General features: G+C 29.2%; 19 protein-coding genes. 3 read left to right on the top strand and 16 right to left on the bottom strand.

The window, feature by feature from the left end:
- From PLW95_00565 to PLW95_00520, 10 genes are all read right to left on the bottom strand, one after another.
- Entirely contained in the window at window positions 1-858 is an 858-nt protein-coding gene (locus PLW95_00565) for an amidohydrolase family protein (protein HOV21161.1), read from the bottom strand.
- Entirely contained in the window at window positions 855-2,903 is a 2,049-nt protein-coding gene (locus PLW95_00560) for a beta-galactosidase trimerization domain-containing protein (protein HOV21160.1), read from the bottom strand. Before PLW95_00560 ends, PLW95_00565 begins: the two co-directional genes overlap by 4 nt.
- A gap of 51 nt (window positions 2,904-2,954) precedes the next feature.
- Complete coding sequence (locus tag PLW95_00555) at window positions 2,955-3,980, bottom strand: IS110 family transposase (protein ID HOV21159.1); 1,026 nt, start codon at window positions 3,978-3,980, stop codon at window positions 2,955-2,957.
- 365 nt (window positions 3,981-4,345) lie between these two features.
- Window positions 4,346-5,134 carry a M55 family metallopeptidase gene (locus tag PLW95_00550; protein ID HOV21158.1) on the bottom strand — a complete coding sequence of 263 codons (789 nt, stop codon included), beginning with the start codon at window positions 5,132-5,134 and terminating at the stop codon, window positions 4,346-4,348.
- Window positions 5,131-7,236, bottom strand: a complete 2,106-nt coding sequence (locus PLW95_00545) for a beta-galactosidase trimerization domain-containing protein (GenBank protein HOV21157.1) — start codon at window positions 7,234-7,236, stop codon at window positions 5,131-5,133. Before PLW95_00545 ends, PLW95_00550 begins: the two co-directional genes overlap by 4 nt.
- A gap of 9 nt (window positions 7,237-7,245) precedes the next feature.
- Window positions 7,246-8,484: a DegT/DnrJ/EryC1/StrS family aminotransferase gene (locus PLW95_00540; GenBank protein ID HOV21156.1), complete on the bottom strand. Its 1,239-nt coding sequence runs from the start codon at window positions 8,482-8,484 to the stop codon at window positions 7,246-7,248.
- On the bottom strand, window positions 8,465-9,499 hold the full coding sequence (locus tag PLW95_00535) for a uroporphyrinogen decarboxylase family protein (protein HOV21155.1): 1,035 nt from the start codon (window positions 9,497-9,499) through the stop codon (window positions 8,465-8,467). The genes PLW95_00540 and PLW95_00535 overlap by 20 nt, the downstream gene beginning before the upstream one ends.
- Window positions 9,500-9,541: 42 nt before the next feature.
- Entirely contained in the window at window positions 9,542-10,408 is an 867-nt protein-coding gene (locus PLW95_00530; GenBank protein ID HOV21154.1) for an AraC family transcriptional regulator, read from the bottom strand.
- Between the two features lie 70 nt (window positions 10,409-10,478).
- Window positions 10,479-11,549 (bottom strand): Gfo/Idh/MocA family oxidoreductase, encoded by a 1,071-nt coding sequence (locus PLW95_00525; protein ID HOV21153.1) that lies wholly within the window; start codon window positions 11,547-11,549, stop codon window positions 10,479-10,481.
- Window positions 11,550-11,563: 14 nt separating this feature from the next.
- On the bottom strand, window positions 11,564-12,367 hold the full coding sequence (locus tag PLW95_00520) for a sugar phosphate isomerase/epimerase family protein (GenBank protein HOV21152.1): 804 nt from the start codon (window positions 12,365-12,367) through the stop codon (window positions 11,564-11,566).
- Between the two features lie 170 nt (window positions 12,368-12,537).
- On the opposite strand from PLW95_00520, the gene leuS reads away from it, so the two are divergent.
- Complete coding sequence (gene leuS, locus PLW95_00515; GenBank protein ID HOV21151.1) at window positions 12,538-14,982, top strand: leucine--tRNA ligase; 2,445 nt, start codon at window positions 12,538-12,540, stop codon at window positions 14,980-14,982.
- A gap of 50 nt (window positions 14,983-15,032) precedes the next feature.
- Here leuS and PLW95_00510 read toward each other — a convergent pair whose 3' ends face one another.
- From PLW95_00510 to ligA, 5 genes are all read right to left on the bottom strand, one after another.
- Window positions 15,033-16,280, bottom strand: a complete 1,248-nt coding sequence (locus tag PLW95_00510) for a hypothetical protein (GenBank protein ID HOV21150.1) — start codon at window positions 16,278-16,280, stop codon at window positions 15,033-15,035.
- A gap of 23 nt (window positions 16,281-16,303) precedes the next feature.
- Window positions 16,304-17,065, bottom strand: coding sequence for a sugar isomerase domain-containing protein (locus tag PLW95_00505; GenBank protein HOV21149.1), 762 nt, complete (start codon window positions 17,063-17,065; stop codon window positions 16,304-16,306).
- Window positions 17,066-17,428: 363 nt separating this feature from the next.
- Entirely contained in the window at window positions 17,429-17,701 is a 273-nt protein-coding gene (locus PLW95_00500) for a hypothetical protein (GenBank protein ID HOV21148.1), read from the bottom strand.
- Window positions 17,702-17,786: 85 nt separating this feature from the next.
- Window positions 17,787-18,677 (bottom strand): site-specific tyrosine recombinase XerD, encoded by an 891-nt coding sequence (gene xerD, locus PLW95_00495; protein HOV21147.1) that lies wholly within the window; start codon window positions 18,675-18,677, stop codon window positions 17,787-17,789.
- Window positions 18,674-20,677 carry an NAD-dependent DNA ligase LigA gene (gene ligA / locus PLW95_00490; protein ID HOV21146.1) on the bottom strand — a complete coding sequence of 668 codons (2,004 nt, stop codon included), beginning with the start codon at window positions 20,675-20,677 and terminating at the stop codon, window positions 18,674-18,676. Before ligA ends, xerD begins: the two co-directional genes overlap by 4 nt.
- 184 nt (window positions 20,678-20,861) lie before the next feature.
- Between ligA and PLW95_00485 the strand changes: the two genes are divergently transcribed.
- Both PLW95_00485 and PLW95_00480 read left to right on the top strand, forming a co-directional pair.
- On the top strand, window positions 20,862-21,554 hold the full coding sequence (locus tag PLW95_00485; GenBank protein ID HOV21145.1) for a hypothetical protein: 693 nt from the start codon (window positions 20,862-20,864) through the stop codon (window positions 21,552-21,554).
- Window positions 21,555-21,608: 54 nt separating this feature from the next.
- Window positions 21,609-22,475, top strand: a complete 867-nt coding sequence (locus tag PLW95_00480; GenBank protein HOV21144.1) for a thymidylate synthase — start codon at window positions 21,609-21,611, stop codon at window positions 22,473-22,475.
- Window positions 22,476-22,500: 25 nt separating this feature from the next.
- On the opposite strand, the gene PLW95_00475 is transcribed toward PLW95_00480, so the two are convergent.
- A partial coding sequence (locus PLW95_00475) for a UTP--glucose-1-phosphate uridylyltransferase (protein HOV21143.1) occupies window positions 22,501-23,096 on the bottom strand: 596 nt, incomplete at its 5' end.

Raw genomic sequence — 23,096 nt, 5'->3', positions numbered from 1 at the left:
TCATCCCTCCATTTTCAAAATCTTTTTTGCATTTTCTTTTGTGACCATTTTTTTAATTTCTTCTGGAATTTTCACATTTTTCATATAATCTACAATTTCAAGTTCCTGACCAACAGATAGATAATCAGTTGCAAATAGAAGTTTTCTATAATGTTTTTTTAAAAACTCAATTCCAAAGTCATTATCTCTCGTTAATGCATTATATGCACTGCCAGCAGATAAGTCAGCATAGATATTGGGATAATTTTCAAGTAAATAGCAGACCTTTCCTGCTTTCTCAATTTTTCCTTTTGGATATCCATCTCTATCTTTTTCTTTTACATCTGAGGAAATTTCTGCCCACCAGCCAGGACCATGTGCAATAAAAAGTGTTTCTGGAAATTCACTTAACACTTCTTCCATAAATGGTAGTCCAAGTTTATCAGTTAAACCAATTGTTGACTTCCCTGGAACTCCACCTAAATGAAAAAGAACTGGTAGTTTTAACTCACCACAAATTCTATAAATATACTTCATCCTTTTGTCATTAAACTCCAAATTTGCAAGAACTTCTCCAAATCCATTACATCCCTTTTTTACATATTCTTCAATCATTTTTCCAATATATGGGTCTTCTCCATTATTCATTCCTCTCCTTGGGTCAACATTACAAAAAGGAATTAATCTTTCCTTATATCTTTTAGAGACCCTTAAAATATAATCAGTTGTAGAATACCATTGCGTTTCTTCTGGATTTTCAATAGGCAATATAACCGACTTCTCAATTCCTAATTCATCCATTTTCTTAACTAATTTTTTCCCAGTAAGTATTTTCCTTCCATAAAAACATTTACCAATATGTGTATGAAAATCAATCATTTTTCCTCCTTTTTTACCCTAATTATTTCATATTCTTTAATTATTGGTATATTAAAAATTATCTTTCCTTTTGCTTTTTTAAAAGTAAGTTTTTCTTTATTCCATAAAGAATAAACATCTCCAATTTTTGAATTTGTAAAAAATTTAACTTTTATATCTCTTATAGGCATTATTTCCTCTATTGGTCTTTTCATTTCAGATGTGAAATTTATAAAGTAGATATAATAAAACTTTTCATTCTCTCTTATTGAAATTTCCAAAGAAGTTGGTGCATTTTCTATTTCTAAAATTTTTCTACTTAATGAATTATAAAAACTTGAAAGGAGTTTATAATATTCAGGAAAATGATATTTATATATTGAAGAGCCAATTGTTCCTGCAAAATAAATTGATTTACCTTTCCCATATTTATTTTCAACTATAAATGGAATTTCTGAAATTTCTGGTCTTTTTGAATAAGAGCCAGGTAAGGGCTTTGCAAAATAAGAAATTATTTTCCCTTTTGTTTTTATTTCAATTCCATATTCGGGAGAGAAAATAATTTTTCCATCTATAAAAATAGAATCCCACCTTAATGGACCAAATATCTTACCAATGTCATCTATACCTAAAATTTTGCCAAGTTTAAATTTTTCTAATCTCTTACCATAATTATGTGAGGATGTTTCAAATGAAGATATTATATTACCGCCATCTTTTACAAAACCTTCTATTTTTTCAACTTCTTTATCAGCCAGAGATACAGCATTAGGAAAAATTATAAGGTCATATTTATCGTTTTCAATATTTAAAATCCCTTCCTCATCACTAACATCAAATGGAATATGGACTCTAACAAGAGAATCATAAAAGCCATAAAATTCCTCAATTAAATTCCCTGCTTTTTCTCCTTTTATTTCTTTAGTAAAATCAGTTAATGGAACTGATGAACCCTCATAAAAATCTAAACTCCTTTGAGGAAAAATTAAAAGTGTTTTTGCACATGAACTTGTATTATCAATAAATGGGGATGGATTTTCTTTTATAAATTTATTAAATCTTTTTATTATATTTACCTGTTGTTTATATTTTCTTACATCTTCATCTACACATAAAGCAAGCCAGACATTTGCTCCATGAGTTATTGTTTGAGTATAAAAAAGTGTAATTTCTCCTTTTGGTAAAATAGAAAAATTCCAGGGACATTGTTTCCCTGCACAAAATACTACTGCTGGTTTTCCATATGCCTGAGAATTTAGAAATTTTGCAGTTGCACCTGGTTTATAAATTGGTTCATTTAACCCATAATATAAAAATCCGCCTTCTGCACCAAGAATATCTGTTTTTCTTATTATTTTTCTATTATTCCTTCCTGTTGGCCATGTTGGAGCAAGAGTATTGCAGTTCATATAGAAAAGAACTGATGGATTTACACTTTTTATTACATTATTTGAATCTTCTAAAAATCTCTCAATAGCATCTGACTGGAATTCAATTATATCTTTCCATTGAGAATTTTCTCTATCTTTACTTAAGGATGTCTTTTGTGGCAATTGATAACCATATTTTCCCTTAAATAATCTTTTACAACTCTCGCAATAACAAGTATTAGCAAAAAATATCGGACCATCATAAAAAATTCCATCAAATCCAAATTTACAAATTTTCTTTAACATTTCAAATACTTCATTTCTCCAACCACTATTCACACAAAAAGAAGAATATGTTTCATATACATTATCAATTGCCTTTCCATCTTCACAAATCTGTTGCCAATCAGGCCGTTTTTTAGCATATTGAATATTTACAGCATGAACATTATAATAAAATACTACTTTTACTCCAATTGTATGTGCTTCTTTTAAGTATTTATCAAAATCATCAGGTTTTAATAAAATTCCACTATGAAGACTAAATTCTTCTGATGGAAACAACTCCGAAGCATTGTATCTTGTAAGGTGCTCCATATTTGCATTCAATTCTTTTAACACCTTCATTTTTTCATTAATTTCATATCCATGTGCAATTTCAATTACTCTTAAAGGTTCTTTTTTCCACCATTCCATCTTATCTTCCTATGTTAAGAGTCAAAAAACTCTACTCCAACAAGTTATTTTTTAACTACTTTCTGCTAACTTAAAATGATTAATATCCTCAAAAACTAAATTATATCTCAGTGTTTTATAAATTATTGTTAAATACTTCCTTGCTGTTGCTATTATTGCTTTACCACTCCCTTTCTTCGCTTTCAACCTTAAATAAAAATTCCTTAAATACTCATTATATTTTATTGCTACCAATGTTGATTGTACCACTGTTGTTCTCCCTATCTTATTACCCATTTTAGTTATCATACCATAGCGAACTGTATCCCCTGATGCATATACCATCGGAACTAACCATAAAAATGCTGATAACTTCTTATCTCTTTCAAAATCATTTTTCTCTCCTATCACACTTAATAAAATTGTCCCTGATGTATTACTTATTCCTGTCATTGATGTTATATTCTTAAACCCCTTCATTTTCTTCCCTCTCTTGGCTAATTCCTTGTCTATGGTCTTTATTGTCTCGTTTAAATGATGTAGCTGTTCTACTATCAATCTTAATTCAAATAAATATCCTTCATCTAAATCTATCTCTAATATCTTATCCAACCCTTTATCTGAACTGAACATCTCTTTCTTGGTGATTATCCCATTAGCATTTAATATATTGTGTATCTTGTTCTTCAATGATGTTCTTAATTTCACCAATTTGTCCCTCGTCCCTATTAAACCCAGTGTCTCCATCTGCTCTTTGCTTCTCATCCTTACCTCCGGAATTAACCCCTTACTTAAATACTTCGCTATTGTCTTGGCAGATATTTTGTCTGTTTTTTTTACTGAGTTGGCTATTATTTTAAATTGTGTCGGATTTATTACTTTTATACTACCTACACTATTCTCTATCTCTCCTATAAAATATCCTGTATTCCTCGTCGCTTCTACACCTACTTCATCTGTCTTCTTTATCCTCTTTTTGAATTCCTCTATCCCTGCCTCCGTCATACTATACTCTTTCTCTTCTATCTCCCCTGCCTTACTTCTATAACATACTGCAAAACTCCTCTTATGCAAATCCACTCCGATATATCTTCCCATTCTGTCCTGCATTTTTTGTTATCCTTCGGAGTAGAGATATATCTTGGTGAACACCATCCTCCTATTCAGGCTCTAATATCCTGTAGTGAATATTCAGTTATAGGTGCCTGTTAATCTCCTTTACGAGGTCCTTTTTTTCGCCCCAAGGAAAAATTCACTTATAACCTATCTACTCCAGGATTTCTTTTTATTTTACTACTTATCCCAGAGTATTCACCACTTTTTGACTTTTATCGTATCATCTCATCTGGAATTTTTATCACTGATTCAATTCTCTATTATTATAAGTGTTGTAAGATAGCTTTCTATTTCTAATTAATCTAATTTCATTTTTCCATTTGTCTTTATTACATTTTTATATCCACTTAATAAAAATACCTTTCAAAAAGTTCAAGAAAGTTTTTACCTTTAACTTTTACTGTTGTTTCATTAACTTTTTCAAAAAAAGGTCTTTTCACAAAACCAAAAGCATCAGAAGTAGAAATAAATTCAATAAGAAGTTCACATTCTCCCTCAAATTTTACTGGTTTTATTTTATCAATTTTTTCTATTGCCTTTTTTGCTTTTTCTTTTATTATTTCTCTTGCTTTTATTGGAGAAAGTGAAATTGCAGAAGTTCTGGTAATTCCCCACTTTACAATTGCTTTTTCTATATTAGGAACATATTTTCCTGCCTCTTCACATGCTGCTTCATCTCCACTGATAAAAACCACCGGTATATTAAACCAACCAGCAAGATATACTCCAATTCCTATTTCTCCTATTTTTTCTCCATTTAATTCCATTTTTACTATTGACCTGCTTGAATATGTATGATTTAAATTTCCATTTTTGGTTCCATGCATACTATGGTGAGATAGTAGAAAAATACAATCCCATTTTTTATCAATTTCCCAAAATTTCGGAAGAGGTCTTCCATGTAAAAGTTTTGCCTCTCGGTGTATTTTTTCAGGCAATATTCCCCCAGACCCATGACCATCACTAACAAAAATTTCATCAACCCCTACCTCTACTAATCCATCACAACAGGAATTTACTTCTTCTGTTAATAGTCCTTTTGCTATTTCATAATACTTTCCTGTGTTATATGTTTGACTTTCAAAATCAACTACTCCTGCAACTCCTTCTAAATCAGTCATTATATATACTTTCATTCTGCTCTCCTTAAATAAATAATTTCATAAAGAGAAATGCCTTCAAGTGTTATATTTGTTTTGTCTTTTTCCTTTTCAATTTTTAAATTTCCATCTTCAAAAACTCTTTCAGAAAGTTCAAATTTACCTTTTATTTCTATTTTTACATCAACAGGAATAATTTCTGAAACAGGTCTTTTCATATCACCTGTTGAATTAACAATATGTATTATCCAGTTATCACTATCTTTATAAAATTCAGTTATTGTAGTTGAAGGAGCATCAACTTTTATTTCAAATTCAATTTTCTCTTTTATTATTTCACTTATTATATTTTCCCATTCAAGAGGATGAAATGAATTATAAAATTCTCCAGGAAGATTAGAAAAATAAATTATCTTTCCTTTCCCTTCGATTTTTTTAATAATTGCTGGATAATCTGACTTCTCTATACAATAGGAATATGTCCCTTTTGATGGTTTTATAAATGAGAGAATTACTTTCTCTTTTGTTTTTATCTTTAATGAATAAGAAGGTCTTGGAACTAATCTTCCTTTTTTATATTTTCCTGTTTCTACCTCAAATATACAATATTGCTCTGCGTTTCTTAAAGGAAAATTATCTTCTATTTCAAAATCAATAAATGGATTTTTTTCTCTTTTGTTTCCATATTCATCATACCATCCACTTTCAAAACTCATTATTAATTTTCCGCCTTTCTTCACAAAATCATTAATTAAAGAAATTTCTTTTTCTGAAAGACAGGTAGTATTTGGTAAAATTAAAACATCTAATTTTTTGAGATTTTCTTCAAGGATATTCTCATTTATTATTTTAAATGGTATATGGGAACGAACAAGTACTTCAAAAAATCCACTCAATTCTTTATATGTTATATCATCACATTTATGTTTCTTATCTTTCTTAACTTCTTTCTCTCTTTTTAAAACAAGATTTTCTTCTTTTACCTTTTCTTCTTCTGTGTATATTCCTTTAATTTCTGAAATATAAAAATAAACGGTGGAAGAAGAAACATATAATCCAACTGGTGCATAAGTTTTGCCTTTATCAAAAATTTCCTTTTTATCCTCAACTTTTTCCATTACTTCTTTTATTGGTTGCCAGTACTCTGGATTTTCAATATCATTTCCATTTAAAACAGCAGTCCATAAACAATTTTTAACACATAAATTTTGACTTATACTCATTTTTACTTCTTGGGGATAAAGAGGTATCCAATGCCAGATACCAGCAGCATGATGCATTGCAGCAGAAGATGGTTTTTCACTCACTTTTAGGTATTTTGCAACAAAATAATAAAAAAAGTAATCTCTAACACTCCCTAAATGATAAAATGCCTCAGAGAGGTTAAAATCCTGATATTGTTCAAGTTCCCCAATATATCTTGGAATTCCCCATTCAGGAAGATGTGAAGAATTTATAAAAATAATCCCATCTTTGTTTATTCTTTTTACAACTTTCTTTGCATCTTCCATAAACTTTAAAAACGACTTTTTTCTAAAAAGTAAAAATTCCTTCCAGATGGGGTCAGACCAATTTTCCCATTCAGGTAAGTCATGGCCGGTTTCTTCTTTAAATTTTTTTCTACAATACTCGCAATAACAACTTTCAGGAAAAATTCCAGGACCATCAAGAAAAACACCATCTATTCCTGTTTTCATAACTTCTTCCATCATCTTTAACGCCCATTCCCTAAAAGGAGAGTTTATACAAAATGTAGTTCCATTTCCATATAAAGGATATTTTTCCCCATAAATTTTCCCATCATAAGTTATTTGTTGCCAATCATAATGTTTTGAAGCAAATTCATAAGAAAACCAGTGAAGATTTAAATAAGATACCAATTTTATTCCATATTTTTTTGCGTAAGGGAGATATTCTCTTATATAATCAAAATCACCAAGTCCAGGATACTTCTCAAAATATGGTGTATTAAAACTTACCATATATCCCTGTCCAGGAAATGTTCCAAATGAACCAACAACCCACTCAATATCTACTTTGTATAACTCTTTCTTAATTTTTGCCAATTTTTCTAAATTTAATTCTTTTAATTTATCCCAATTATCAGGATAATCAACTCTAAACATGTGAAATATCATTTTTTCCTCCTATTTTAGATAGGCACTTTCAACTTTATCAAATGCCTTTAATATATCTTCAATTTCTTTATCTGTAAAACATTCATGTATGTATAAAGTTATATGTGAATTTAATGTTTTTTCTGCAACAGGACATTTATACTTAATATTTGGATTAAATGGATTAAACGGATAACTGCTATTCCCAAATGTTTTCCTATTTTTAATAAATGGATTTTCGTACATGGGAATAACATAATGAGCACCTACTGGCATACCCTCTGCTCTTAGTGCTTCTGCTGTTTTCCATTTATCAACTTTTAATTTTTTATCATCAACACAAACAAAGCAAAACCAATAATTTGGTTTGCTTTCATCGGGCTTTTTCCATAAAGAAAATGTTTTGAAAGATGAAAAACCATCTCTTAATTTCTCAACTATTTTGTATCGTTTTTCTGCAACTACCTTTATCTTTTTTAACTGGACCCTCCCAATGGCACCTTCTAATTCTGTCATTCTATAATTTAAACCAATAGAAATATTTCCTTTTGGATTTTTTATCCCAAATGGTTTTCCTCTATCAGCAAACCTTTTTGCATTCCAATAATATTTTTCATTGTTAGTTATAACCATCCCACCCTGTCCTCCACTTGTCATATGTTTTCCACTCATTAAAGAAAAAACACCTATATCACCAAAAGTCCCTACATATTTATTTTTATAAATTGAAAAATGTGCTTGTGCACAATCTTCAATAACTTTCAATTTATATTTTTTACCTAACTTCATTATTTTGTCTATCTGGCATGGAACTCCTGCTAAATGAACTGGAATTATACCCTTTGTTTTTTTTGTAATAACTTTTTCAATTGTTTCAGATGTTATGTTCAATGTATCAAAATCAACATCAGCAAAAATAGGTATAAGCCCTTGAAATAAAATAGGCATGACTGTTCCAGGATCTGTTATTGGACTTGTTATAATTTCACTTCCTGGCTCTAAATCAAGAGACGCGATTGCAGAATGAACTGCTGCTGTTCCTGAACTTACTGCTGTTGCAAATTTCATACCAAAAAATTTTGCAAATTCTTCTTCATATTTATTAACATTTTCTCCTGCATATCTATCAAGAAATTTTTCTGTTGTTCCTTTTATCCCACCTTCAATAAGTTCCATAACTACCTTTTTTTCCTCTTCACCAAACATAATTCTTCCTGGCATTGGTTTTTCTCTTACCGGCTTTCCACCTTCAATTGCTAATTTTCCCATAATCTTCTCCTTTTTCTATTTCTTTACATGTTTTAATGAATTCCTTTACTTTATCAGGATTATTACCTAAACAACATTCTTTCCCTATAATATGAAATAATGTATCTGCCCCTTCCTTTATCATTTCATAAATCCATTTTCTTACATCTCCTTTTTTCATATCTCTTAATTGAAATGAAGGGAGTCGCCATTCAAATGGTATATCTATTTTTTCTTTTATTATTTTTGGACTTAAAGCAGGAGATACAGAAGGGTCATAATAAGAGATATTTACTTTTTTAAGGTAAGGAAGATGCTCTGGTTTTAAGTTTTCAACATGTATTGTTCTTTTTCCAGTGGTTAAACCACTATAATATCTTTCCCAATAAGGAATTACAAATTCATCCCATAAAGAAGGGGAAATTAAACTTGAAAGGTCATCGGCTAACCCACTACTTTCAGAATTTATTGGTGGCTCATTATTTATGTTTCTTGTGAAATAAACGAATTTTATAACACTCTCTGTTACAAGAGAAAGAAAATTTTTGACTTTTTCTGGACAATCAAAAATATCCATATAAAAATCAGTTCCTCTTAAAAGAACTGCTGTTGTTATTGGACCTTCCCATCCAAATCCAGAAAAATAAACTTTTTCATCAGGAAACTTATTTTTTAAATATTCCCACATACCTAAATAATGTTTAAATAATTCATTTTTGCTAAAATCAACATCTTTTTTTAATGCGTCAATACCTTCATCAATATTTTTATAAATTGGCCTTACACCTGGTTCCGAGTCCTCTGGAAAACTTACAGGAACTCCCAAACATATTATATGACCATAAGAAATTGGAGCACAGGAAGGAGAACCAACTACTACCTGCTCCCCAAATATTTCTTTAATTTTTTTTCTACCTACCTCAAATGCTTTTGCACAAGAAAAATAATCTTTATAAATTTCATCAAGTTTTAATCCAGAAAGATAAGCATATGCTTCATGACAACCACTTACATACCAACTAAATTTTTTCTCCATTTTTTCCCTCAGTAAGTTAATTATACATTAAAAGAATTAAAATTAAATTATATTTTCTGCTGTCTTTATATTATTTTCTGCTTTTAAAAAAATGTCCCTATATGAAGAAGGAGAGATACCTGTTATTTTTTTAAAAGCACGATAGAAAAGTGGAAATGAAGAAAAACCAACTTTCTCTCCAACTTTTGTAATTTTAATGTCATTTTGATTTTCAAGAATTTTTTTTGATTCAAGAATTCTTTTTTGAATAATATATTCTTTTATTCCTATACCTGTAAATTTCTTAAATATGTGTGAAAGATAACTTTCTGACTTATAAAATATTTTTGAAAGATGTAAAATGTCAATATCCTTATAATAATTTTCATTTAAATATTCTATTAATTTATCAATTAGTGGATCTGCTTGCTTATAAGGAATTTCTTTTTCGTATTTCCACCTTTTCAATAAATTAAGAATAAAATTGAGTAAAGAATATGTTGTATCTTCGCAAAATTTTTTCTTCTCAGATATTTCATTTTTCATCAAATCAACAACTAATTGAATTTTTGCTATGTTTTTACCAGGTATTTTTATTAAATGTGGTAAAGAATTTATGTCAAAATTAATTTTTTTTAAAATGCCGGGATTGAAATAAAGAGAAATTTTTTTAATACTATAAGGTGGATAAATATTATGAAGATGTTGCTGGTCAGGATAAATAATTATTGCAGTATTTTTATCAAAAATATATTTTTTATTTTGAATGAGATAAAACCCTTTTCCTTCTTTTATTATATGAATTTCAACTTCTTGGTGATATGCAAGAAAAACAGAATGTCCTTTATCTAAATACTCAATATCCTCTCTTATAAGTATTGGAACCCCAGTACTCTTTTTAATTACTTTTTCTTCAATCCCTTTTTTCATTTAAAAAAAAACAATTTTCAGTAAAAGAAGAGAATTGTGTTTAATAAAAAGTTAAAAAGCCATCTGATATTTAATAAATTATTGCCTTACCTGTTTCAGATGACTTATAAATACCTTCAATTATTTTAACAACACTTATTATTTCTTCCTTTTTAGTAATAGGGGATTTATTTTCTTTTATGCATTCAATAAAATGTTTTGCCTCTTCAAGATATGGGTCTAATATTGGTATTTGAGGAGTAATATCAGAAATAATTCCATCAATTTCAGAATATATTCTTACCGGATTTTCTTTATTTTCAGGGTCAGGCAATTGTGCACCATTTTTTGTGCCAAACAAACTTGCTTTCAGTCCCGTTTCTGAATTTCCCGCCCAACTTGCTTCTACAAAAAGTGTTGCTCCATTTGAAAATTTAACAAAACCACAAGATAGGTCTTCTACATCCATTTTATTAGTTACCTTTTCTCCTTTTCTTGTTTCAATTGGAGGCCAACCACCATCTACTGCTTTATCTTTAAATTTCTCAAATGTTGTCCCAATAATAATTTTCGGGTCAGTTAAATTAGCAAGATAAAGAACCATATCAATCACATGAACCCCAACATCCATCATAGGACCACCACCAGCAAGTTTTTTATTTGTGAACCATGTTCCAAGTCCAGGAATACCTCTCCTTCTTAAATAACTTGCTTTTAAATAATAAATCTCACCAAAGTCCCCATTATCAATCATTTTTTTCAAGACAATTGTTTCTCCTAAAAATCTTCTTGGGAAAGCGCCCATAAAAACTTTTCCTGTTTTATCAACAGTATCAAAAATTTTCTCTGCTTCTTCCACACTTAAACATATTGGCTTTTCACATAAAACATGTTTTCCTTTTTCCATTGCTTTAATTGACTGAATTGAATGGAAAGAATTAGGTGAACAAATAACAACAGCATCAATATCTTCTTCAAGCATCTTCTCCCAGTCTGTAAATGTTTTTGGGATATTAAATTTTTCTGCTACATAATTTAATTTTTCCTTATTTATATCTGAAATTGCACTAACCTCTACATCTTCAATTTTCTGAAAGTTAGGAATATGAGAAACCTGAGCAATACCACCAGTCCCAATTATACCAACCTTTAATTTTTTCATTTTTTTCTCCTTTTTTATATAGTTTCAATTATATTTTTTAAATAATGGAAACATCTGTCCAAATTTTCTTTTTTTGGTTCAGGAACTCCGCATTCAAGTGCCAAGAATTTATCATATCCAATTTTCTTCAATGCCTTAAACCCTTTTTTGAAGTCAGTATGTCCCATCCCCGGCAAAATTCTATTACTATCTGCTAAATGGACATGTGAAATAAGTTTTCCACCTTTTTTAATTGCCCTTGCTATATCAACTTCTTCAATACTCATATGAAAAAAATCAGCCATTGTTTTTAAATATTCACTTTTAATTCTTTTGCATAATTCAATTCCCTGTTCAATACGATTCATAAAATGTGTCTCATATCTATTAAGTGGTTCAAGTAAAAGCGCACATTTTTCTTTTTCTGCCTTTTCTACTAATTCTGGTAATTGAGAAATTAAAAGTTCTTTTTCAAGTTCAAATGCATTTTTGTATGGAGATAGGTCAGTTATTTTAGGTGAACCAAAAACTGGAACAAGAATAAGCCCAACAACTCCAAGGTAATTTCCAAATTCTAACAATTTTTTTATTTCGTTTCTTGATTGTTGTCTTTCCTCATGTGTTGGGTCAAGAAGAAATTTTCTATAGCCGGCACATATAGAAGAAATTTGGATACCCATTTCCTTTGACAAATTTTTATATTTCTCAACAATTTTTTCATCATTAAGTAAATCCCTTCCATATACTTCAATACCCTCAAATCCAATCTCTTTTGCTTTATAAAATTTTTCTTCAAGAGTATTCCCCGGCAAGAGTCCTATTTGAATTGCAATTTTCACAATACCCTCCTTTTTTGGCTTTAAATTTTTTTTATTATACCTTTTATGTAATAAATGTAAAATAAATTGAAAAAAATAGTAATTTGGGTTATATTCTATTAACATATAAATAATACATAATATTCAAAACAAAAACTTCAAAATGCTGTGAGTGAGAATTGGAGAAAAATATGGAAAAATATGACTATGAAAATATTGAGGAAAAATGGCAAAGAAAATGGGAAGAAAATAATTTATTTAAGGCAAAATTCCAAAAGGATAATAAAAAATTTTATATTCTTGAAATGTTTCCATACACTTCTGCCCAGATTCATATGGGACATGTTAGAAACTATACAATTGGGGATGTAGTTGCAAGATATAAAGTTATGAATGGATTTAATATATTGCATCCGATTGGATATGATGCTTTTGGTCTACCTGCTGAAAATGCTGCAATAAAACACAAAATTCAACCATGGGAATGGACATATAAAAATATTAATACTATCAGACAACAATTGAAAAAACTTGGTATTTCATACTGCTGGGAAAGAGAAGTAATAACATGTTCTCCTGAATATTATAAATGGAATCAATATTTTTTTATCCAATTTTTTAAGAGAAATTTAGCATATAAAAAACAGGCACCTGCTAATTGGTGTCCATCATGTCAGACAGTTCTTGCAAATGAACAGGTAGTGGATGATAAATGTTGGAGATGTGGTAGTTTAGTTGAACAGAAAAATTTTGAACAATGGTTTATAAAGATTACTGATTATGCTGAAAGATTGCTTGATTTTTCTGGGATAAAAAACTGGCCTGAGAGAGTAATTACAATGCAGAAAAATTGGATAGGAAAAAGCACTGGCGGTGAAGTTGAATTTGATATACCTCAATTAGGTGAAAATTTAACTATTTTTACAACAAGACCTGACACATTATTTGGTTGCACTTACCTTGTTGTTTCTCCTTTTCACCCTGTGGTTAAAAAATTAATTCAAAAATCAAAAAATAGTAGTGAAATACAAAATTTTGTAGAAAGAACAAAGAAACAGAGAATAAAAGTTATTGATGCCTCAAAAACAGAAAAAGAAGGAATTGATACAGAAATTTATGGAATTAACCCTGTTAATGGAGAGAAAATTCCTATCTGGCTGGGAAATTATGTTTTAATGGAATATGGAACAGGAGCAATTATGGCAGTACCTGCTCATGATGAGAGAGATTTTGAGTTCGCAAAAAAATATAATATCCCAATTAAAATTGTTATAAAAAACCCTGATTGGCAAAATTTACCAGAAAATTTAGAAAATGCATATGAAGGAGAAGGGATATTGGTTAATTCTGGAACATTTGATGGACAGGAAAGTGAAAAAGCAAAAGAAAAAATAATAGAATTTCTTAAAAATAAAGGGAAAGGGAAAAAAACAGTAAACTATAAATTAAGGGACTGGTGTATTTCAAGACAAAGATACTGGGGAACTCCAATTCCAATAATATACTGTAAAAAATGTGGAACTGTTTCTGTTCCAGAAGAACAACTTCCTGTTAAATTACCAGAAAATATTGAAATTACGGGAAAGGGAGAATCACCACTAAAAAATATTCCTGAATTTGTAAAATGTAAGTGTCCTATTTGTGGGCAAGAAAGTGAAAGGGAAACAGATACAATGGACACTTTTGTTGATTCTTCCTGGTATTTTTTAAGATATGCTTCCGAAAAAATAGAAGATAAACCATTTGATAAAGAGGAAGTAAATTACTGGATGCCGGTAGACCAATATATTGGTGGGATAGAACATGCTATTTTACATCTTCTTTATAGTAGATTTTTTGTGAAGGTTTTAAAAGACATTGGATATATTAATTTTGAGGAACCATTTGAAAATTTACTCTGCCAGGGAATGGTTGTTAAAGATGGAAGTAAAATGTCAAAATCAAAAGGAAATGTTGTTGACCCAACAGATATTATTAAAAAATATGGAGTTGATACTTTAAGATTATTTATACTTTTTGCTGCACCTCCTGAACTTGACTTAGAATGGAGTGAAAAAGGAATCGAAGGATGCTGGAGATTTATCAACAGAGTTTGGAGGATAAACAATGAAATTAAAAATTATGAAGGTGAGAAAAATGAAAAAAACAATGAAGTAGAAATTGCAATAAATAAAACAATAAAAGGAGTGACAGAAGATATTGAAAATGATTTCCATTTCAATACGGGAATTGCAAAAATAATGGAGTTTTTAAATTTTTTCAGCAAAATAATATCAGAAAAAAGTGCTTCTAAAAAAATAATTGTAGAGACATGGAAAAATTTTATAAAGATTATTTCGCCATTTGCCCCTCATATAAGCGAAGAATTATGGGAAAGAAACGGTGAAAAAGAATTTATTTATTATCAAAAATGGCCTGAATATAAAGAAACAACAGAAAAGGAAGATATAATTACAGTCCCTGTTCAAATAAATGGAAAATTAAGGGGAACAATAAATGTTCCAACAGTAATAGATGAAAAAGAACTTTTTGAAAAAATTATTAACGATAAAAAATTTTCTAAGTGGGTTGAAAACAAAGAAATTATAAAGAAAGTATATGTAAAAGGGAAAATATTTAATATAGTATTAAAATAGTTAGTTTTATTACAATATCTAAAAATTTCTTAATATTAAATTACTATATATTACTGCCATCCCATTACTTCTGCCATTTCACAAAGAATTGCATTATAAGCAATTGAGTGTGCAGTACTACTACTTGGTAACATACGGACACTGTATCCTGGTATATCAATGACAGCATCGCCAGGTCTCCATGGGAGGTCAAACCATAAAAAATTTTCATTTTCTGGTATACCTATTCGCCGACCATATGGAGATGTATGAATTAGTTTCACTCCTCGTTTCAGAATTTTTTTTGCATCAGAAATACTTGTTGGACCATAACCAAAATGTAATGCTACATCACCATCTTTTAAATCAGAAGGAACAGCATATTTTAAATCTGCTCTTGAAACTCCCCATGTTAAAGGATATGAATTATCATCTGGTAATTCTAATATTCCTGGATAGCAATGTCCAGCAGCAACAACATGAATTTTTTTTCCCTTTTGTTTTGCTTCTGCAAGACATTGTCCTATTCTGGAAATTTGATCTGCTTGATTATCAATTTTATCAATTAACATTTTTACTATTTGGAGAAATTCAGTAGTAGCATATCCTGGTGGTAAAGGAGGAATATAACGATTTTTATGAAAAACTTCTAAAGGAACAATTGGTTTGGTTAAAGATGGTTCATAATAATTTGAAAAATCAGTATATGTAAAACTACTATTGCGAGGTATTGCTCCTTCAAACCAGACACTCATATAGATAATTGGCATTTTCCCTTTACGAATACATGCGCATATCATCTCACCTGTTGTTATCCATCCTCTAACAAAAATTTTAAACTCTCTTGTTGAAGCAAAAGGATTAAAGTTTTTGTATCTATACATTCCTATATCTGCTCTAACACCACCTGTAAAACCAGCGAACTGCCTATTTATTTTTATATCTCCTAAATCTTCTTTTCTTCCTATTACGAAAAGTTTTGCTTTACCTTTCAGTAATGTTTTTAGCACTTTATCTTTTTGAGGCTCCCAATTGCGAGGGTCAGGTAATGCAAAAAACGCTATATCCTTTGAGTGATTTGCCTTTCCTTTAAGACACATCAATCCTCCTGCTCTTCCACTAAATTCTGATGTCCATGCTTTATTTACAGGTGGAGCAAAAATATTCCCTCCCTTTAAAAGTGAATCTGACATCTCTTCAGCCATTTCTATCAATCTCTCTTTATCATTTTGAATTTCTATAATATCTTTACGAATTAAATCCAAAAATTTTTGTGCAGGAGTTTTACTATTTTTATTTTTTTCTATATTTTTTTGCATTTTTTATCCTTATTTTTTTGTAATTATAAATCCTTAACTCTATTACGATATCTTTCAATTAATTTAGAATTATACTCATCACCTTCTGGAAGATTTGCACTGCGAAAAATAGGTGGCTCTATTTTTCGTGAAATAAGGGACTTTACTGTTTCTATTACAATTCTATGTGCAATATAGGCATCAATTATTGTGGATGTTGGACCTATTGGCACATTAAATCCTTCAATATAATAATCAGCATCACCATAGGGATTTTCATCGTCAATACAAAGGTCAGCATAATCAAAAAGATGCTTTTTATTAGGATGCCTGATATGATGATTTTTTGGTAATTTTTCTCGCCAGTTATTTGAAGAAACAGCAATAATTTTCGCACCAATTATTTTTGCTTCGTCTGCTGCATCTATTGTTGTTGGATTTGCTCCTATGTTATGAAAAATAATAAGAATATCATCTTTTTGAACTCTATAATACTTTATTAAACATCTACCATAACCTGTTGTTCGTTCTACTTCTAAATATTTTAATGCTTGGCAAAATGGTGATATATCATGTCCCATAATTGGATTAATATTTGCTAAACCACCTGCACGAAAAAACATTTCGCATACCATTAAACATGTATGCCCACCACCACCGTAAACATGCACTAATTTATCTTGTTGATAAGCATCTGCAATCATTTCTCCTGCTTTACGGAAATTATTTACCTGGTGTTTTTCAACTGATTTTAATTTTCCAATAACATTTTCTAAATAATTTTCTCTTATTTCCTTTTTACTCATTTCATCTCCTTTTTTCAAATAGTAATTTTTTTGTTTTTCTTTATGAAGTAAAATACTTACTTATTTCAAAAAGGTTGGTGCGAAATATTGTATTGCAATAGTACAACCAACCCAATGTGGAAGAACTTTTTCTTTATTATTCTATTTGTTTTGTTCTTTGTAATTAAAATTTATCTTCCACCCCGGCCTTTTTTTATCCTCTAAAAACTTGTTATGCAAAATAACAAATTTATTAAGTTTTTTGGTGTAGGTGATGTTTTTTATATATTGACCTTTTGTTTTAAACTAATACATTAACTGAACATTCTTATAAAAAAGCCCCGATCTGTAAAAAACAAATCGGGGCATATTTCTATTTTATACTTATTCTTTTTTCTCTTCACTTCCAGATGCTATTTCTCCTTCTTTTTTCTCCTCCTCTTTCTTTTCCTCTTTTTCTTTTTTCTTTTCTTTTTCCTCTTCAATCTTATCTTTTATGTCACTTATTCCAGCAGCAATCGCTATTATTCCACCCAATACAAGAAAAACAACAATTCCACCACCAATAAACCATAAAGTTGCTTGCCCAAGAGGTCCTGGTCCTGCAAGTAAAATTCCCACAATAATCGCTACAATACCTCCAATTAATGCAGCCACTTTTGCCTCCTTTTTATAATTTTTTTAATGTTTATAGTTACCTTTTTTATATATAATAAATCATAAAAAAAATTTGTCAATATGGTTATGCACGAGGATGATATTTTTTGTATATTTTCTTTATTTGTCTTCTATCAATATGAGTATAAATTTCTGTTGTAGATAAATTTTTATGCCCTAAAAGTTCTTGCACAATTCTTAAATCCAGACCACTTTCAAGTAAATGTGTTGCAAAAGAATGACGAAGAGTATGTGGTTTTATATTTTTATTCAAATTTGCAAGTGAACTATATTTTTTTACTATTTTCCATATAAACTGTCTTGATAGTTTATTTCCTCTATTATTAACAAAAAGATATGGCGAAAGATTACCTTTTTTAGTTTGTTGTCTTTCAGGAAGATAATCATTAATTCTTTGTAGAGCAACTGTATTAAGAAATGCAATTCTTTCTCTGTTGCCTTTCCCTTTTATTCTCATAAATTTTTGATTAAAATTTATATCATCAATTTTTAAATTCACAAGTTCTGAGACCCGAATACCAGCCCCATAAAGAAGTTCAAGGATTGCTATATTTCTTTTATATTTCTTTGAATTTTCTGTTGTAGAAAGTAATTTTTCTATTTCCTCATTAGATAAAACTTCTGGCAAGTCCCTTTCTGACTTTGGTGTTTCAATAAATAAATAGTCATTTATAATTCCTCTTGCATATAGAAATTTATAAAAATTCCTGATTGATGAGATTATCCTTATAATTGATGAAACAGATAAATTCTTTTTTTTCAGGTGTAAAAGAAATTCAGTAAATTTTGAGAAATCAATTTCTTTTAATCTATATTTTTTTTCTCTTAAAAAGGTAGTAAATTTTTCTATATCATTTTTATATGAAGAAATTGTATTTTCAGAAAGGTTTTTTTCTAAATAAAGATATGATAAAAATTCATCTTTTAATTTAGAAATAGGAATATCTTTTATCATTTTTTTGTAAGGAGGTTTTTAACTAATTCTTGAAATTCATCTTCAGTTAAAAGTTTTATTTTTAATTCTTGTCCCTTTTGTAATTTTGAGCCAGGTTCTTCTCCATAAATAATATAATCAGTTTTCCTTGAAACAGATGAAGAGACATTACCGCCAAGTTCTTTTATATAATTTGTTATTTCATCTCTTGTATAGTTTTTTAATGTTCCAGTTACTACAAAAGTAAGTCCTGATAAAATATTCTTTTTTTCTACCTCCTTTTTTTCCCTTGATGTTTTTACTCCTGCTTTTTTCAACTTCTCTATAACTTTTAAGTTTTCTTTATTTTTAAAAAATTCAACAATACTTTCTGCCATAGTAGGTCCTATTTCTGGAATTGAACAAAATTGGTCAACAGTACCTTTTGAAAGTTCATCAATTGAAGAAAAATTTTCTGCTAAAATTTCACTTGCATGAGTACCAATATGTCTTATTCCTAATGCAAAAATCAATCTTGAAAATGGTCTGCTTTTACTTTCTTCTATTGCTTTTAAAAGATTTTTAACTGACCTATCCCCCATTCTCTCTAATTTTATAATATCTTCATATTTTAAGTAATAAATATCTCCATAATCAGAAAGAAGTCCATTATCAACAAAAATGTTAACCCATTTTTCTCCAAGTCCTTCTATATCCATAGCATTTTTTGATGCAAAATGGATTATTCTCTCTTTTACCTGTGCAAGACATCTAACATTTGGGCATCTTATTGCTACTTCTCCTGTTTCCTTAATAACAGGACTTCCACACACAGGGCAATGTGTAGGAACAGGGATATCTTTTTCATCTCCATCTCTTAATTCAGGAATTGCTTTAACAATATTTGGAATTATTTCTCCCCCCTTCTCAACAAAAACTCTATCCCCTATTTTCAATCCCAATCTCTTTATTTCATCAAAATTATGTAAAGTTGCTCTTGAAACAGTTGTTCCACTTATTTGAACTGGCTCTAAAATTGCAACAGGAGTGAGTGTGCCAGTTCTACCAACCTGAACAATAACATCTTTTAATATAGTAGTAACCTGTTCTGCTGGAAATTTATATGCAACAACCCATCTTGGGCTTTTAGTTGTAGTGCCAAGTTTCTTTTGTAATTTTAAAGAATTAACTTTTACTACCATTCCGTCAATATTATAAGGAAGTGAAAATCTTTTATCCTGCCACTCATTGCAATAGTCAATTACTTCTTCTATATTTTTTGCATGCTTCATATAAGGACTTACTGGGAATGTAATTTTTTTTAAAAACATCATTGTATCCCAGTGCGTTTCATACCCATTTTCTAAAATACCCTGATATGCAAATAATTGCAAATTTCTTTTTGCAACTTCCTTTGGGTCAAGAAGTTTTAAAGAACCAGCAGTAGCATTCCTTGGATTAGCAAAAAGTGGTTCTTCACTTTTTTCTCTTTCTTCATTAAGTCGTTGAAAATCATCTTTCCTCATATAAACTTCACCCCTAACTTCTAATGGTTTTTTATAAGGAATTTGTAAGGGTAATGTTTTAACTGTTTTTAAATTTTCTGTTATATCATCACCTCTATATCCATCACCTCTACTTGCTCCCAAAACAAATTTTCCATTTTCATAAATCAAAGATACAGCAACACCATCATATTTTAATTCAACTACATAATCAATTTCTTCAACTTCTCCCATCTTTTTTACTCTTTTATCAAATTCAATAAGTTCTTCTGCTGAATATGTATTATCAATGCTTAACATTGGAACTTTATGTTCTATTGTTTTAAATTCTTTTAGAGGTTGTCCGCCTACTCGTTGAGTTGGAGAGTCATGTCTTACAAATTGAGGATATTTTTTCTCAAGTTCTATAAGTTGATGATAAAGTTGGTCATATTCATAATCACTTACAACTGGATTATTCTCAACATAATATTTATAGTTATAATAATTTAACAATTTTACAAGTTCATCAATCTTTTCTTTTACATTTTTTTCCATTTTAATATTATATCTTTTTTGATATTATCAATAAATATTCATACGATAATTTAATTGAAAAGCTCAAAAAGAAAAATTTTATGATATTTTTTATTTTAGTATGTTATAATACAACAAGAATATTAAAATTAAATTCTCCTGATATTCTATTAAGAAAAATTAATTCTTTATAAAAGAGGAAAATATGAAAAGAGAAATATCAAAGGGAAAATGTTTTTTATGTGGTAAAATTTATAGCAAAAAAGAAATGACAAATCATCTTAAAACCTGCTTGATAAAAAGGGGATTTATTGAAACGCCAGTTTCTCAAAAACCATGTCTATTTCATTTAATAATTGAAGGACATCATTTATATGATTATTGGCTACATATTTTAATTCCGTTTAATTCCACTCTTGCCGACCTTGATAGTTTTATAAGAAATATCTGGGTTGAATGTTGTGGACATTTAAGTTTATTTAGAATTATGGATTTTGAATTTTTTTCAGATGGGATGGATATAGAACCATCAGAAGAACATAAAGAGTTGTATATGGATATTCAAGTAGGCAAAATTTTATCTACAGGATTAGAATTTATCTATTTATATGATTTTGGTTCTACTACACATCTTTCTTTAAAAGTTATAAGTTCATTAAATTATAAGGAAAAAATTAAAAAAATTAAGTTAATAGCAAGAAATGAGATGCCTTCAAAAACATGTTGTATTTGTGGAGCAAAAGCAACATTGGTATGTCCCTACTGTATTGACCTTAATAAAGGGTATTTTTGTAAGAAATGTGCTGAAAAACACGAATGTGAAGGTGGATATGAAAATTTTCTACCAGTCGTTAATTCACCAAGAGAAGGAGTGTGTGGATATACTGGACAAGATTAGGTAATTATTGTGTAAAAAGACATTAAATAGATAAGGAATAAAATGGGAGAAAATATGGTACCTGTTATAAAAATTGAGGGAGCAAATATTTCTTCTGTATGGGAAAAAAGTGTTCTTGCTGTTTGGGAAAAAGGAATTGAAATTAAAACAGAATATGATAGGAATTATGACCAACCCAGTAAAGATTGTACAATGATAATGGTAATAAAAGACCCATTTTCAGAACCAAGAATTCATTTAGGTTTCCCTGGTGGTTTTGAAGACCTTGAAAAATATAGACAGGAAGTTGTTAATGGAATTCATGACCATTGGATAGACCCAAAAGAAAATAAGTGGACATATACATATCATGACCGCCTTTTTAATTACCATTTACCAGAAGAAAATTATAATAAAAAAATAAATCAAATTGAATATATAATTGAAAAACTTTCAACAAGTAATTATTCAAGAAGGGCGCAGGCAATTACATGGATTCCTTTTTATGATGTTTTTACCTATGACCCACCTTGTTTACAAAGAATATGGTGTAGAATTTTAAATATTAAAAATAAAAAATATCTAATTATGAGCAGTCATTGGCGTTCAAGAGATGCATATAGGGCTGCTTTTATGAATATTTTTGGTTTAACATGTCTACAAAAATATATTGCAGATAAAATATCAGAAAAAACAGGGGAAAAAGTTGAAGTAGGACAATATACAGATATTTCTGATTCATATCACATTTATGGAGAAAGTTTTGACGACTTTGAAAACAGGTTTTTAAAAACTATTAAAGAGAGAGATTTTTACAATAAAAACAGAGTTAAAAGTAGGACTATAAGGAGTGATGACCCTTCTGTTATTGATGGTTTTGAATATGGGAAAAAATTACTTGAAATAGAAAAACAGACGGGACAAAAAGGTAAGACCCTTTAATTTTTTAAAGTTGCCCTTTTTACAATTATTCAAGGTAGATAAATTTTTCTTTTGTGTTTATTTTAATTTTTTGTATTTTTTCTTTGACTTCTTCTTTATCAATTGCAAAAAGCGGACTGATTTCAACTAATATTTCATCCGGGACATTTATCCCTGCATATCTCAAATATTTTTTTCCCTGATTTGATATTGCTTTTTTTACTTCTTCGGGAGAATCAACTCCTTCTTTATTTTTCAAAGGAGCAAATTCTTCTTCTCTATCTGTTAATACACATGAAACTCTTTCTGCAAATGGAATTGCATCAAAAATAAATGTCTCAAATTTAATTCCCTCAACTTCTCCATAAATTGAATTTATTTTTTTTATTGCTTTATGATATGGAAGAGGAAAACCAATTTTATTTAATTTTTCAATAAAATCAATAGATATATAGTGAATACCAATACTTCCCGCATTAAAAACTAAATTGCCGTTTTTATCCTTTTTCTTTTTTAACTCATCAGGGAAATCAATATATTCTATTACTGCATTTTTTCCATTTTTATTTACAAATATTCCTACATTTTCTTCAGGGTCTTTTTTTTCAATCACTTTAAGAGAAAACTCTGCATTTCTCTCTG

It is taken from the genome of bacterium (assembly GCA_035370465.1).
In the GTDB taxonomy this organism is placed as follows: Bacteria; Ratteibacteria; UBA8468; order B48-G9; family JAFGKM01; genus JAGGVW01.
This window is presented reverse-complemented; position numbering and strand designations above follow the sequence as displayed.